Below are 15,638 nucleotides of genomic sequence, written 5' to 3' on the forward strand. Positions count from 1 at the left end.
TAACTTGGGTGAAATGAAATTAAGTCATATTTTGTGTGAGTTAATTTCAAAGTAGCCCTACAATCAAATAAAAATTATTAAAATTCAAGGAAGTACAATGAGTCTAAAGCAAACCCTTTGTGCGTATGAGCTAATCGATTGCGCGAACGTTAAGGGGGAAGATGTTGTTGCATTGTTCAAGACTTTCCCAGCAATTGAAGTTTCTTCTAAAACGGTCAAAGACCTGAAAGGTCAAAGTGATTTTGTCCGTATTCTTATTCCAGGCACCCAAGGTAAATCTCAAGGTCATCAAGCACCTACATTAGGTATTATTGGCCGTTTAGGGGGGATTGGTGCAAGGCCGTCACGTATTGGGGTAGTTTCAGATGCCGATGGGGCGATTGCGGCCATTGCAACAGCATTGAAATTAGCAAAAATGCATGAAAAAGGCGATAAATTGGTAGGTGATGTGGTGATTACAACTCATATTTGCCCTAATGCGCCGACTCGCCCTCATACCCCAGTTGATTTTATGGACTCTCCTTTAGAAGATGTCACGATGAACCAACATGAAGCGATCCCTGAAGCGGATGCTATTTTGTCGGTAGATACCACCAAAGGTAATAACCTGTTGAATCATAAAGGTTATGCATTATCACCAACGGTTAAAAATGGGTACATTTTACCTGTTTCTAATGATTTACTCCGCTTAATGGAGTGGAGCAGTGGGCAGCGTGCGGTGACATTTCCTTTATCCATTCAGGATATTACACCGTATGGTAATGGCCTTCATCATATCAATAGTATTATGCAACCCGCGGTATCTACCTCAGCCCCTGTTGTTGGTGTGGCGATCTGTTCTGAAACCGTGGTACCTGGTTGCTCTACGGGAGCAAGTCATGAGATTGATATTGCTGCTGCGGTGAAATTTATGATTGAGGTGGCGAAAGCCTTTACGCAAAAACAGTGTGATTTTTATGATGCAGAACAGTATGCATTATTGATGTCGCTGTATGGTGATATGTCACATTTACAAACTTCGGGCCGTTGAGCTTATAAAATAGTCACAGTTAATTATTAACAGCATCAATAATATAATTGAAATAATTAACTGTGCTCTATATGCGTCAGGGCAAAATTGATTCTGATGTGCCTTCTATGGTTTCTCCCATTTCAATGGGGATGATAACATCCGCATGATTACCTTTTGGTCCAATTGTCACGCTAAATTGCACTTTTTGACCTGCTTTTAGTGTCCTGTAACCGTCCATTTTGATGCAGGAATAATGAGCAAAAATATCCTCTCCGCCATCAGCCGGGCAAATAAAACCAAAGCCTTTTGCGTTATTGAACCACTTAACGATACCCGTCTCCATATTTTATCCTTTCGGTTTGCTAGTTGTGTTTTGCAGATATGTATAAAATACACACAGAAACTAAGTAAATATACGCTAAAAACTGTTCGTAAAACATACTGTAGTGAATTGCATTCTAAGGTCAAGAGGGGAGTTTCAGGAATTATGGTAAAGTGGTAAGAATTCGATAAGCGCCAAATGTTATTTTCTGTGATATTTGATATAGCTCACAGATTGCTAAAGATAAGCTATGAGGTTAGTGGCATGATACACTGCAAATGAAAGGCTTGTTTAAGAAAAGCCATGAAAGAATGTAATGGTATAGTTTTATAACGCTATCATGTGGATTGATAGAAATCGTTGATAATAAAGACTATGCTTAATTTGAAGTTAAACACTGAGCAAGAAAGTAATGAGCGATTTTCTGGGCACATTTAAAACAGACGTCATATTCAAAGACGAAGTGGAACAAACCTTACAGCCACCGTCGATGTATAAGGTACTATTAAATAATGATGATTACACTCCGATGGATTTTGTTGTCGAAGTGTTACAAAAATACTTTTCTTTTGATGAAGAACGCGCTACACAGATAATGTTAGATGTGCATATTCAGGGAAAGGGAATTTGTGGGATTTTTACCGCAGAGGTTGCAGAAACAAAAGCGGCGCAGGTCAATACATTTGCCCGTGAACATGAGTATCCTTTGCTTTGTACTATAGAGAAAGTCTGATCTGGTTTAATATCAATTTTGGGAGGTGCTTATGCTCAATCAAGAACTGGAGCTTAGTTTAAACGTAGCTTTTACGAAAGCGAAAGACAGTCGCCACGAATTTATGACTGTTGAGCACCTATTGCTGGCGTTACTGAGTAATATCTCGGCACGCGAAGCTTTAGAAGCTTGTAAGGTTGATCTTGTCGCTTTACGTCAAGAACTGGAACACTTCATCGCGCAAACTACACCCTTGTTACCCGAAAATGATAACAGAGACACCCAACCGACGCTCAGTTTTCAGCGTGTGTTACAAAGGGCGGTATTTCATGTGCAGTCATCGGGTCGTAGCGAAGTTAGCGGGGCAAATGTGCTTGTCGCGATTTTCAGTGAGCAAGAATCTCAAGCTGCGTACTTATTGCGTAAGCACGATGTTAGCCGCTTAGATGTGGTCAACTATATTTCTCATGGTACGGTAAAAGGTGAAGAATCGTCATCGTCAGATAACGATATGTCCAATAATAGTGCACCGAATGAAGAGCCACCAGTCTCAGAAGACCACATGGACAACTTTACGACCAATCTGAACCAACAGGCCAAAAAAGGGAATATCGACCCGCTGGTGGGCCGTCAGGCTGAATTAGAGAGAACGATCCAAGTCTTGTGTCGCCGCCGCAAAAACAACCCGTTGTTAGTGGGGGAGTCTGGTGTTGGGAAAACGGCGATAGCGGAAGGCCTTGCATGGCGTATCGAACAGGACGATGTGCCTGATGTCATGAAAGGTTGCACGATTTACTCCTTAGATATCGGTTCATTGTTAGCGGGAACGAAATACCGTGGGGATTTTGAAAAACGCTTCAAAGCCTTGCTCAAAATGTTGGAAAAAGACCCCAAAAGCATACTGTTTATCGATGAGATCCACACTATTATTGGTGCTGGGGCTGCATCAGGTGGGCAAGTGGATGCTGCTAACTTAATTAAGCCACTACTTTCGGGTGGGCGTATTCGCGTGATTGGTTCAACCACCTATCAAGAATTTGGCAGTGTGTTTGAAAAAGACAGGGCGCTAGCTCGTCGTTTCCAAAAAATTGATATTGTTGAACCGACACCAGAAGAAACCATTCGTATTATTAATGGGTTAAAACCGAAATACGAAGCACATCACGATGTGCGTTACACTGCGAAAGCCATCCAGGCAGCGGTAGATTTATCGATTAAATATATCACCGACAGGCATTTACCAGATAAAGCCATAGACGTGATTGATGAAGCTGGCGCGCGTACACGTTTAGTTGCACCAAGCAAACGCAAAAAAACGATTGGTGTTCCTGAGATCGAAACTGTCGTTGCACGTATTGCGCGAATTCCAGAAAAAACAGTTTCATCGAGCGATAAAGACAAACTCAAAACCCTTGATTCACGCTTGAAGATGTTAGTATTTGGGCAAGATAAAGCGATTGAGGCGTTGTCTGAAGCGATCAAAATGAATCGCGCAGGGTTAGGGTTAGAAAATAAACCTGTCGGCTCCTTCTTGTTTGCAGGGCCTACAGGGGTAGGTAAAACGGAAGTCACGGTTCAATTAGCCAAAGCGCTGGATATTAAATTATTGCGTTTTGATATGTCTGAATACATGGAACGTCATACCGTCAGCCGTTTAATTGGTGCGCCTCCAGGCTATGTAGGCTTTGATCAAGGTGGCTTACTGACTGATGCGGTGATCAAGCATCCACACTCTGTGGTGTTATTGGATGAGATTGAAAAAGCGCATCCAGATGTATTCAACATTTTATTGCAAGTGATGGACCACGGCACACTTACCGATAACAACGGCCGTAAAGCGGATTTCCGTAACGTGATTGTCGTCATGACCACAAACGCAGGGGTTCAAGAAACGCAGCGCCGCTCGATTGGTTTCGCAGAGCAGGATAACAGCACGGATGCGATGTCGGAAATCAAGCGTGCTTTCTCGCCTGAGTTCCGTAACCGTCTTGATGGTATTATCTGGTTCAATTCACTGACGCCAGAAATTATCACCCTGGTTGTTGATAAATTCATTGTTGAGTTACAAGCGCAGTTGGATGAGAAAGGCGTGTCAATTGAGGTGAGTGCGGCAGCACGTCATTGGTTATGTGAAAAAGGCTATGATAAAGCAATGGGTGCCCGACCTATGGCGCGCGCAATTCAGGAGAACCTGAAGAAACCATTAGCAAATGAATTGCTATTTGGTTCACTAACCAACGGCGGCTCTGTGAGTATCGGGCTTGATGAAAAAAGTAACACACTGACATACAGCTTCAGTAGCGTGCACAAGGCCTCTCCGGAGGATGCGGTATTCTGACATAATTAACCACAGGTGTCTCATGCACCTGTGGTAATGTCAGGCCTTGCCTGAAGAGGTAATCAACGGCTACGGAAAATGATTCGGCCTTTGCTCAGGTCATAAGGGGTTAACTCTACAGTTACCTTGTCGCCTGTCAGGATGCGGATATAGTTTTTACGCATTTTACCAGAAATATGAGCAGTCACCACGTGACCGTTTTCCAGTTCAACACGGAACATTGTATTTGGCAGGGTATCTAAAACTGTGCCCTGCATTTCAATATTGTCTTCTTTGGCCATCTAATCCTCTAAGTTTAATAACCGTGATTTTTAACGGGCAAGATAATGCCCAAAAACCCGCACTAAGTAAAGAAGTGTCGCATTTTAATGCGATCTTTATGCTTATGTGAAGGAATAAAATTAATAATAAACCAACGTTCACTAATTGAAAATTGGCGGTAATTCAATCGATTGCGGTATCCAGCAGGCGGGGTCTATCCCTTTGTCACGCCACCGATAAAGAATATGTAAAAAATCCCTACGGGATATTTCTTTTGCGCCAAGTGAGGCGGTGTGGTGGTTAAGTACCTGACAATCAAAAAGCTGCCCATTATAGCGCAAAAAATGAAAATAGAATGTAATAAAAGCAAATTTGGATGCATCATTCATTCTACTGAACATGGATTCCCCACAAAATAGATGGCCCATATTCACACCGTATAGGCCGCCAACCAGTTTGTCGTCATACCAAGCTTCAATAGAATGAGCCATCCCTTCGTGGTGTAACTCAAGGTAACCTGCTTGCACTTCAGGTAAGATCCAAGTTCCTTCTTCACGCACAGAACACGCTTCAATAACATCCTTGAAAGCGTGGTTAACCGTAATACGATAAATCTGCTTTTTTAACACTTTTTTCATTGAGCGGCTGATGTGTAAATCGCCCATCAATAATACCGCTCTTGGGTCTGGTGACCACCATAAAGGCATCTCACTTGGATTGAACCATGGGAAGATACCATCATAATACGCTGCTTGCAGCCTTTTTGATGAAAGATCGCCTCCAATAGCTAATAAACCATTGGGTTCCCGCATCGCTTCCGAGACGGGAGGGAACAAATATGAGTCATCATCGAGTTGGTACATATTGCGCCTCAGTGTGTTTTCTGAGCCCAATGGCGCTGGCGGAATTGGTAGTATTGACCTTGCCTATCTAACAACGCTTGATGGGTGCCTTGCTCGACAATTTTACCACTATCCATTACGCAGATGTTATCCATTTCTTCTAAGCCTTGCATGCGGTGGGTGATCACAATCAAGGTTTTGTCAGCACATTTTTCTTTTAGTAACGCTAAGATTTGCTGTTCAGTTTGTGCGTCTAAGCCTTCTGTTGGTTCATCCATCAACACTAGCGGTGTGTTGTGCAACAATGCACGGGCAATGCCTAAGCGGCGCTGTTCACCACCAGATAATTGGCGACCACCTTCCCCCATCCACGCATTGAGTTTCAACTCGTTTTCGAGCAAATTGCCTAAGCCGACTTGTTGTAAAACTGCATTCAATTCAGCATCGGTAGCTTGCTCATTCGCTAATAATAAATTATTACGCAGAGTATCACTAAACACATGCACACGTTGCGGTACAACCGACATGATGCTACGGAGTGATTTTTCACTAAATGCATTAATTGGCTGACCATTTAATGTAATTGTACCGCTATCGACATCCCATGCACGGGTTAATAATTGTAAGAGTGTTGATTTACCACAGCCTGTTTTCCCAAGTAGGGCGAGGTGTTGGCCTTTAGCTAAGCGCAATGACACGTTATCGAGGACGGCAAATGGCTGTTCAGGGTAGGTGAACGAGATATTATCGACAGTCAGGCTTTCTAGTGTTGTGATTGAAGGGCTTTCGCTTGGGAACGTCACTTCAGGTTTTGCTGTCATTAATTGGGAAACCCGTGTTGCAGAAGCAATTACTTGCCCCATATGCTGAAAGGCGACGGCGACAGGCCCTAAGGCTTCGAAGGCGGCTAACGCACAGAACACAAATAGCGCAATCAATGCACCAGGTTTAGTATCTCCACCGACGTGCTCAGCGGCCATCCACAGCAGTAAGGTAGCAGTGATCCCCGATGCGAATAAAATAATAGCTTGGGATAACCCTGTTAGTGCAGCTTGTTGCTGCTGGCGAGCTTGCCAGCAGTTTTCAATTGCCCAAAGGTTTTGGCGAAAACGTGTGGTTGCACCAAATAAGGTTAACTCCGCTTGCCCTTGCAGGGCTGAAGTTAAGATAGTGCGATAGTCACCGCGTAGCTCTGTGAGTTCGCGACCAATAGGCTTACCTGCACGGTAAAAAACAAATGGCATTGTGAACAATAAGAACAACATGACGCCACCTAGTGTCCAAGCAAGGCGTGGGTCAAGGTAGCTTAAACCGAAAATCAAGACAAATGTGACAAAAAATGCCGTGATAATCGGCGATAATACACGTAAATAGAGGTGATCAAGGGTTTCGACATCAGCCACTAAGCGGTTTAATAGCTCCCCTTGGCGAAAACGGCTAATGCCCCCCGGAGAAAGGGGTAACACTTTACTAAAGGCAAAAACACGTAAGTGAGCAAGGACTTTGAATGTTGCATCATGGCTGACTAAGCGCTCGCCATAGCGTCCTGCAGTACGGAATATTGCCGCACCACGTACGCCAGCTGCGGGCAGCATATAGTTGAAATAATATAAGCCAGGGAAGCCCGCAATCGCGGTGCCAGCTAAGAACCAACCTGAGAGGGTTAATAGCCCAATACTGGCAAGCAATGTCACGATGGCGAGTATGATCCCAAGCGTTATTAAAAACCAATGGCGGCGGTAGAGGGCTAAGAAAGGATATAAAATTTTCATTATCAGAGCTCCTCACTGCGATGGGCTAATAACTGGGCAAAAGCGCCTTCAGACTGACTAAGTTGAGAGTAATTCCCTTGCTGAATGATTTGGCCGTTTGCCATCACCCAAATTTGGTCGTAATCCAAGGTTTCTTCCAGTAAATGAGTGACAAGCAAAGTGGTTTGCTGCTCAGATAGCTGGTTCAGTGTGTGCATGACACGTTGCTCACTGTGCGAATCAAGGCTTGCTGCAGGTTCATCAAGCAGTAGTAATCGTGAGGGTTTTAATAAAATCCGAGCGACAGCAACACGTTGTGCTTGGCCCACTGAAAGCCGCGCGGCGTAATCACCAAGGCGAGTATTTAAGCCATTGGGTAAGTGAGGTAAAAACTCGGAAACATATGCTTTATCAATAGCGTGTTGAATTTCTGCCTCAGATGCATTTGGTTTACCTAAACAAATATTTTCAATGAGTGTTTGTTCGGGTAAATGTGGGTTTTGCCCAACCCAGCCGAGCAATTCACGCCATTTTTCAGGGCACAACTCACGCAGTTCAATATCATTAACTGTCACTGAACCGTGGTAAGGCAAAAAGCCAAGTAATAAGTTGAGTAATGAGCTTTTACCTGCACCACTTTGCCCAACCAGTGCGATACGCTGTTGTGGCTCGATGGTGAAATTTAACGGGCCAGCAAGGCGTACACCGTCGTGGGATAAAATTTCGAGCTGGCTGGCTTGAATGCGAATAGGGCCATCAGATAACGTTTTTATACCTTGTTGCGGTTTTTCTTCCCCTTCACTATTTAGCAGTGTCTCTAAGGTTTCAGCAGCACCTACTGCTTGAGCTTTAGCATGGTAATAAGTGCCTAAGTCACGCAGTGGTTGGAAAAATTCGGGGGAAAGGATCAGAGCAAGGAAGCCTGCAAACAACGTGACAGGTAAGCCATAGCTACCAAAGTTCATTTCACCCAAATACGAAAAACCGAAGTACACGGCAACCACAGCAATAGAAATTGAGGCGAAAAACTCTAATACGCCAGAAGATAAAAATGCCATACGCAACACTTCCATCGTTCTGGAACGGAAATCTTCAGTGGATTCACGAATTTGCTGAACTTCTGCTTTTTCACGGAAGAACAGGCGAAGGGTATCGAGCCCTCGGAGTCTGTCTAAGAAGCTGCCACTTAAACGGCCAAGTGCGATAAAATTGCGGCGGTTCGCATCAGCGGCGCCTAAGCCAACTAACGCCATAAAAATAGGGATTAAGGGGGCAGTGACAAACAGGATCATCGCGGCTGCCCAATTGAATGGGAAAATGGCGATAAGGATCATGATGGGCACAATCCCTGCTAAATACATTTGAGGAAGATAGCGTGAATAGTAATCTTGCATATCTTCAATTTGCTCAAGGATAATGGTTGCCCAGCTTCCTGCGGGTTTACCTTTAACCCAAACAGGGCCGAGTTCTTGGAGTTTATCTAATACGCGAGTGCGAATTTCTTGGCGCACAACTTGGCCACAACGAAAACCAACCCGTTCTCGAATGTAAGTCACAATGGCACGTAAAACAAATACGCCAATCAGAAGGCAAAATGGGGTCAATAGCTGTTCTCGCGGGGTGCCATCCATAATCAGTGCTTGTAGGATGACGGCTAAGAACCAAGCTTGAGCTATGATCAACAATCCACTGACCATGCCTAACAGCATGGAGATCCGCAACCAGCGCTTAGCAGGTGCACTGTGTTGTTTTAACCAACGTACCAATTCAGTCTGTCTTGATTTATCCATAATGATTTAGTTAGCAGGTGTCGTTTTAATGTCATTGAGTATAGTTAGGTTATGAAAACCTAACAGCGTTTTGTCGTTCACTGTGAGTCAAATAACATCAGGGCGGAAAATAATGATCAAACAACGCATTTAATAAAAATAGTGAGAGCGGTGTTTTTGATCTCGACCTGTAATTCGATTATTTACGCTACATCATAACAGCTTAAGTGGCAGAAGTTGCATAATAAAAGTCGGTTATTTAATGTGGAAAGTGCTTTGTTATCAAATTGTTCTGTAAAGGTAAACTGAATATTTCAATTTAAAAAAGCATAAAAGTGATGGAATGCTACTGTATTTTTACGTAATGAGAAGACGGCTTAACACAAAATTGTTAAGCCGTTGGCATTTTTATGGAAATTTAAGGTGTGGGAGTTATATTTAGCCACTCTTTCGGTTTTAAGGTAAATTGTCCGTTAAGTAAATTATCCCAAGCTTTATCTTTTTTCTGCACGGTATTGAATGAATGGCTTTGTGTATCGACAACTTCCCAGCTTTGTTCTATTTCCTGCCAAATATTGCAATCAATAGTTGAGCTAGTCGGGTAGGAATAACACATAACCACATCATCTTTCCCATCTTGATTCACATCTGCCATAAAACCTAAGCATGAATAAGGTTCATGTTTTGATGTGCAATACCACGCACTGCTGAGGTTATCACCCAAATCAAACCAGTTATCTGGCAACGTAGGGCTGTTTTTCGCTTGTATGAGTACCTCTTTGAGTGGTTTTTGTTGCTCTTCAGCATAAGGGCTGGTTTGGAATTGTTTTTGGTACTCAGGATTGCTATTTAGTTGTTCAAACGCGAGCTTACCTTCAGCACCTAATTGCTTTAAGTCATAAGCGAGCGAGCTATTCACTTTGATTTTGCCGTTATTCACGCCCGCTACAATGCTATTGATGGTTATGGTTTTGAAATTGGCGATAGGGCTATTGATCACGAAAATAATGGCGATAAGGGAGAGAATACCGACTTTATTAATCGTGCCGAGTGAGGTCATCCACAATGTTTTTTTGCGAATGATTGCAAGGCTATAGGCTAAAACAACCAAAGCTAAAAATAGCGCGACGGTAAAAGCATATAACCGCTCGATGCTCCAACTGTATTGATTCACCCGCACAAGAATGCCGTACAGTGAAAGCCCAGAAAAAGCATTGAGCAAGATAATATTTATTAAAACAAAGGCATTCAGCCCTTTACGGAATTGGTATTGTGTACTGCCATCCCCATAGACAAAATTAATAAAAATGAGATTAAGGATCACAAACCACAGCATTACGGCAGAGCCTAAGCCTGCGGAGTCCAACCCAGAAAAATAGGAAATAACAAAGCCACCTAAGAAAATGACCGCAACGACGTTTAATAATGGCAGGAAGAAACGGGCAATAAAGCTCACGAAGTTACTGAGTTGAATATCAACAGTTGCACGTAAAAATGTTAAGCCAATATTAAAACCAAGGGTAAAACAGACCCAATAAATGACTTCATTATCAAGAATGTCACTTAAAAAGTGCAAATTAACAATGCTAAACAAAAAGCTGGCTAATTTCACAATTAAGGTCAAGAGCCCACCAATTGCCGAGGCTAATACACCTAAGAAGGTATTTTTAATATATAGCCCCATTAAGCAACCGTAATTGATTTTCCATGACTGTGTTGCTTGCAGTAATTGCATCCACGGGAGCATGAAAAATAACAGAACAGTCAGCGTAAGGAATGCAATAAAGGGGTTGGCATCAGAAGGGGTTTCAAAGTCTTGACTATGCCAAAAGTTAACCCAACAAGTTAAAGCAATAGTTAAAGCGATACTAAGATAGAAAACCACAGATTTGGCGTTAGTGATTAAGTAGCTAACCACTGATGGCACGAATATCGCCAGTAACATGGGTAGGAATACCGTAGTTGCATCTAACTGGCTGTCAGAGCGAATAGAGTAATCCGTTGTTGCGGCAATGACGATGCCCTGAATGATGGCGAGTATGATAACAATAAAATACGAATAGCCACGAACGATATCACGCCCTGATGGTTGCTCCATATCAATACCTATAAAGTTAAGATCATGTAAAAACAGTATAGGCAGTACAGGAGAAGGGCAATATAAACTTGCTCTTAAAAATATGTCGCGATGTGAAGTATTGAACGGTAAACAATAAAAAAGGCAGTCACCGATTACGGTCACTGCCTAAACCAAAAGCATATGGCGATTATTTAGACGCTAAACCGTCAAGATAGCGCTCGGCATCTAGTGCCGCCATACAGCCAGTACCAGCAGAGGTAATCGCTTGGCGGTATATATGATCCATCACATCACCAGCTGCAAATACACCTTCTACAGAGGTTTGTGTGGCATTACCTTGGGTACCTGATTGTACTTTGATATAGCCATTATCTAAATCGAGCTGACCATCAAAAATAGCGGTATTTGGGCTATGGCCAATCGCGATAAAGGCGCCCATTACTGGGATATCTTCAGTGGTATGCGTTTTCGTACATTCAAGGCGCACACCTGTCACACCCATATCATCACCTAACACTTCATTTAAGGTGCGATCCGTATGCAGTACGATATTGCCGTTTTCGACTTTATCCATTAAACGGTTGATCAGAATTTTTTCTGCGCGAAAGCTATCACGGCGGTGAATTAAATGTACCTCGGAGGCGATATTGGATAAATACAGGGCTTCTTCAACCGCTGTATTACCACCCCCAACGACAGCAACTTTTTGATTGCGATAGAAAAAACCATCACATGTTGCACATGCAGAAACACCGCGACCTTTAAACGCTTCTTCAGAAGGTAAACCAATATAACGTGCAGATGCCCCCGTTGCGATGATTAGCGCATCACAGGTATATTCGTTTTCATCACCAAATAAGCGGAATGGACGTTGTTTTAAATCCACTTTATTGATGTGATCAGAGATAATTTCGGTTTCAAATTTAGCAGCGTGTTCATGCATACGGTCCATGAGGCCTGGACCCGTTAGGCCTTCAGGGTCACCAGGCCAGTTTTCGACTTCCGTTGTGGTCGTCAATTGACCGCCTTTTTCCACCCCAGTAATCAGTGCAGGACTTAAATTTGCGCGAGCTGCATATACAGCTGCTGTATAACCTGCGGGGCCTGAACCTAAAATGATTAACTTGCGATGTGTGGTTGTGCTCATGAATTCCTCTTTTAATCTCAAAAAAAGCATGCTTAGGATTGTAGGAGAAATAGGAAGGTAACAAAAGTGATTTAAGTGCGACTTAGTTTTATGCCACTTATTTCTCTGATAGGCAAGACTCGCCAAATGTAAAAAAATGTGACAAAAAGGTAGGGGAGTCACGCTTCATGATTTTTAGGAATTATCTTGAATTAGCGCTGCGAAACGTTTTACTGGAAAAAAAAGCGAAATCTTGTACTGATTTTTATTCATTTGCTTTGACAATCGGCTGCGCATTTGCGAAAACATCTATGTAAGAGTTAATTATCTAGCAGGTCAATGGAAATGGCGCATTTTTGTTCTTGCTGGAAAATTAGCTTTACACTACTTACAAACTTAAAAAATGAGTCACGATTGTGAATGATGATTACATTCACACGAACTTCAGCACTATAAATAGAATTTGCCCTGAACACGAATTCCTAATAAAAAAGGTAGTTGGCAAGGGGCTCATTTTATAGATGTAGAAAATAACAATTAGAGAAAGAGAGATAAAGAGATGATTGACAATAAAAAGCGTCCTGGCAAAGACCTTGACCGTATCGACAGGAATATATTAAACGAACTACAAAAAGACGGGCGTATTTCTAACGTAGAATTATCCAAGCGTGTTGGTTTATCCCCAACACCTTGTTTAGAGCGTGTACGCCGTCTTGAAAGACAAGGTTTTATTTCAGGCTATACAGCCTTGTTGAACCCGCATTACTTAGATGCATCCCTATTAGTGTTTGTTGAAATTACATTAAACCGTGGTGCGCCAGACGTGTTCGAACAGTTTAATACTGCAGTTCAAAAGCTTGAAGAAATTCAAGAATGTCACTTAGTTTCAGGTGACTTTGACTACTTGTTGAAAACGCGTGTGCCTGATATGTCCGCATATCGTAAGCTACTAGGGGAAACGCTGTTACGTTTACCAGGTGTAAACGACACACGTACCTACGTAGTGATGGAAGAAGTTAAACAAAGCAACCGTTTAGTGATTAAAACTCGCTAATCAAGGCTTTTTTGACCTCACTTCAGCACAGCATTATTGGCTTTGTTGTCGCACTGCAGTTTCAACGCTGAGTTTACTCAGCGTTGTTCCGTTTTAGCTCCCTAATAATTTCTTCAATTTTTCTTTTTAAATCGGTAAGTTAACAGCTACTAGTGCCTTTCTTACGTTCTTTTACGAAATTCCCTTGTTTATCGATAAGTTTTATTATCAATTTATTGATTTTAAAGCTATAAATAATTAGGAGTTTTGACGATAAATAGAAATTGAATCCAAATACATTAGATGAAATACTGAGTTACTATATATTAATCGGGCATTTATTTGTCTTAGAGCCAGCAAAACAGGCATTTTAGGGCGATTAATGTTAGAATAATCAGAGTCAGTGAAGAACATCAGTCAGTAAAGAAACAATAATGAGCCAAGAATACACAGAAGATAAATACATCAAATTTAAAAAACTCAGTAGCGGAAGACGGCTATTAGAGGTGATTTTGCTCGCGATTTGCTTAAGTGCCGTTTTTCTTATGGTCGCGTTATTAAGTTTTAGTCCTTCAGACCCGAGTTGGTCACAAACAACGTGGAACGCCCCTGTGAAAAACTTGGGGGGAAGTGTGGGGTCGTGGAGCGCTGATATTTTGTTTTCTGCCTTTGGCATTTTGGCTTTTGCTATTCCACCACTGTTGTTATTGGGTTGTTGGGCTATCTATTATTATGAAAGCCAGCGTCGCTACATAGATTTTTTCTCGCTTTCTTTACGCCTTATCGGTGGCCTTGCATTGATCCTTTCTTCCTGTGGATTAGCCGCCTTGAATTTTGATGATTTACCCAACTTTGCTTCTGGTGGCGTGATTGGTAGTGTATTTAGCAGTGCCATTATGCCTTGGTTTAATTCATTAGGTGCCACATTGGCACTGTTGTTCTTATGGGCGATTAGCTTCACGTTGTTTACAGGTTGGTCATGGTTGACAATTGCAGAAAAAATTGGAGCGGCTGTCCTGCTTCCAATTACGTTATTAACCAACCGTGCGAGAGGCGATGACCTGGATGATTATGAAGTAGAGGAAACTGAAGATGCGCTACAACGAGCGCAAGAGGCAGAGCACTTAGCGAATGATAATGAACAATTACTCGATTCCGATGATGTGCTGTTTTCAGCGCCAACTGTTGCTGAGTTAGTTACTGAAAATACGTCGCAGCCAGAGTCCATTGAGGTGCAAAGTCGTATTGAGGCTCAGCCAGAAACCTCTACGGTAGTTGAGTCAGATGCTTTACCCTCTTTCTCAGCGGTAGATGAACCGAATACATACCACTTTGAGGTTCCTGATGATTACCAGCCACAAGCCAGTGGGCGTTTTGATAACTTAGCGGAGCCTGTTGTTTCTCAATCAGATCATGTTCCTGCAGCGCCATCTGCATTTAGTTCTGTCAATGATCATGAGTTAAAATATCAAGAAAAACAAATAGTTGATAATGAATTCAACACATCAGCGATGCCTGTAGAACCCGCATCACAAAATACATTCGCCGCTCAAGTCCCCTCAGAATTATTTACACCTGCGCCAGTTGTTACCGATGTCCCTGTTAGTTCTTCCGTTACTGAGCGGGTTGCTGATGCGAGTGCTTTAGCTGCAGCGGGTATTTCTATTGCTGCGCTTGAGCGCCACGCACAAGTTAAGCAAAATATGGAGCCTGAACTGCCAAGGCCTAATCCTGTTCGTTTGCCGACACGCCGCGAGTTATATGGAATTCGGATCCCATCCCAGCGTGATGCAGAGTTACAACGTCGCCAAGAAGAAGCCTCTAAACGCGAAGAAATTTATCAGCAGTGGTCAACAAATGACGTTGAAGATGCACAAAATAGTAACGATTCGCAACAAGATGAATTACTACGTGCTCAATTCTTAGAGCAGCAACGTGAGCGCTATGGTGAAGTGGATAGCACGGACTATGAGCCGCCTGTTACGCAAACCGCGCCAACAGAGTTCCCCGACGTGCAGCATGTGGAGCAAGCGGAACAATCGCCAGCCAACACATGGACGCAGCCAACCATTGAGCATCGTTGGCCATCTTCATCTGATTTATCCGCCAATACGCATAAATTTGCTGAACCTGAAGTGGCATCTATTATTCCTAGTGATGCTTTTGAAAGCCAATTTGATGATGAGCAAAAAGACGTCGAACCGAAGATTGATTTACGAAGAGAATTCTCGGTATTGGATAGCTTTTCTCCTGTAGATGATTTAGTGGATGACGAGCTTGCTGATCCACTCTTTATGCCAACATTTACCACTGTTGAATCGCCAATAGTTCCACCAAATAATTCGCATTCAGGGCTTGGCAATAGCCAACCTGCAACACACACTTTTGCACA

12 protein-coding genes are annotated in these 15,638 nt (G+C 42.7%); 5 read left to right on the top strand and 7 right to left on the bottom strand.

Annotation, left to right across the window (positions count from 1 at the left end; translation table 11 throughout):
* The first annotated feature begins 97 nt into the window (after positions 1-97).
* Positions 98-1,030 carry a DUF1177 domain-containing protein gene (locus PSF27_RS00660; protein ID WP_206085437.1) on the top strand — a complete coding sequence of 311 codons (933 nt, stop codon included), beginning with the start codon at positions 98-100 and terminating at the stop codon, positions 1,028-1,030.
* 76 nt (positions 1,031-1,106) lie between these two features.
* On the opposite strand, the gene cspD is transcribed toward PSF27_RS00660, so the two are convergent.
* Positions 1,107-1,355 carry a cold shock domain-containing protein CspD gene (cspD, locus tag PSF27_RS00665; RefSeq protein ID WP_272680657.1) on the bottom strand — a complete coding sequence of 83 codons (249 nt, stop codon included), beginning with the start codon at positions 1,353-1,355 and terminating at the stop codon, positions 1,107-1,109.
* Positions 1,356-1,746: 391 nt separating this feature from the next.
* Between cspD and clpS the strand changes: the two genes are divergently transcribed.
* On the top strand, positions 1,747-2,067 hold the full coding sequence (clpS, locus tag PSF27_RS00670; RefSeq protein ID WP_272573472.1) for an ATP-dependent Clp protease adapter ClpS: 321 nt from the start codon (positions 1,747-1,749) through the stop codon (positions 2,065-2,067).
* A gap of 31 nt (positions 2,068-2,098) precedes the next feature.
* Positions 2,099-4,384, top strand: a complete 2,286-nt coding sequence (clpA, locus tag PSF27_RS00675) for an ATP-dependent Clp protease ATP-binding subunit ClpA (protein WP_206085440.1) — start codon at positions 2,099-2,101, stop codon at positions 4,382-4,384.
* A 62-nt stretch (positions 4,385-4,446) separates the two neighbouring features.
* Here clpA and infA read toward each other — a convergent pair whose 3' ends face one another.
* The 6 genes from infA to trxB all read right to left on the bottom strand — a co-directional run bounded on the left by infA (position 4,447) and on the right by trxB (position 12,234).
* Positions 4,447-4,665, bottom strand: a complete 219-nt coding sequence (infA, locus tag PSF27_RS00680) for a translation initiation factor IF-1 (protein ID WP_004244560.1) — start codon at positions 4,663-4,665, stop codon at positions 4,447-4,449.
* A gap of 141 nt (positions 4,666-4,806) precedes the next feature.
* Entirely contained in the window at positions 4,807-5,508 is a 702-nt protein-coding gene (aat, locus tag PSF27_RS00685) for a leucyl/phenylalanyl-tRNA--protein transferase (protein ID WP_206085441.1), read from the bottom strand.
* Between the two features lie 8 nt (positions 5,509-5,516).
* A complete protein-coding gene (gene cydC / locus PSF27_RS00690) occupies positions 5,517-7,259 on the bottom strand; it encodes a heme ABC transporter ATP-binding protein/permease CydC (RefSeq protein ID WP_272538774.1) in 1,743 nt (580 codons plus the stop codon).
* 2 nt (positions 7,260-7,261) lie between these two features.
* Positions 7,262-9,028, bottom strand: coding sequence for a heme ABC transporter permease/ATP-binding protein CydD (gene cydD / locus PSF27_RS00695; protein WP_272538773.1), 1,767 nt, complete (start codon positions 9,026-9,028; stop codon positions 7,262-7,264).
* 397 nt (positions 9,029-9,425) lie between these two features.
* A complete protein-coding gene (locus tag PSF27_RS00700; RefSeq protein ID WP_272680658.1) occupies positions 9,426-11,105 on the bottom strand; it encodes a DUF7057 domain-containing protein in 1,680 nt (559 codons plus the stop codon).
* A gap of 169 nt (positions 11,106-11,274) precedes the next feature.
* Positions 11,275-12,234: a thioredoxin-disulfide reductase gene (gene trxB / locus PSF27_RS00705; protein ID WP_206085445.1), complete on the bottom strand. Its 960-nt coding sequence runs from the start codon at positions 12,232-12,234 to the stop codon at positions 11,275-11,277.
* A 538-nt stretch (positions 12,235-12,772) separates the two neighbouring features.
* Here trxB and lrp point away from each other — a divergent pair.
* Positions 12,773-13,267 carry a leucine-responsive transcriptional regulator Lrp gene (gene lrp, locus PSF27_RS00710; RefSeq protein WP_004918089.1) on the top strand — a complete coding sequence of 165 codons (495 nt, stop codon included), beginning with the start codon at positions 12,773-12,775 and terminating at the stop codon, positions 13,265-13,267.
* A gap of 413 nt (positions 13,268-13,680) precedes the next feature.
* Positions 13,681-15,638, top strand: a 1,958-nt coding sequence (locus PSF27_RS00715) for a DNA translocase FtsK 4TM domain-containing protein (RefSeq protein WP_272680659.1), incomplete at its 3' end; no start/stop codon positions are given.

It is taken from the genome of Providencia sp. PROV129 (genome assembly GCF_028482245.1).
Lineage (GTDB): Bacteria > Pseudomonadota > Gammaproteobacteria > Enterobacterales > Enterobacteriaceae > Providencia > Providencia vermicola.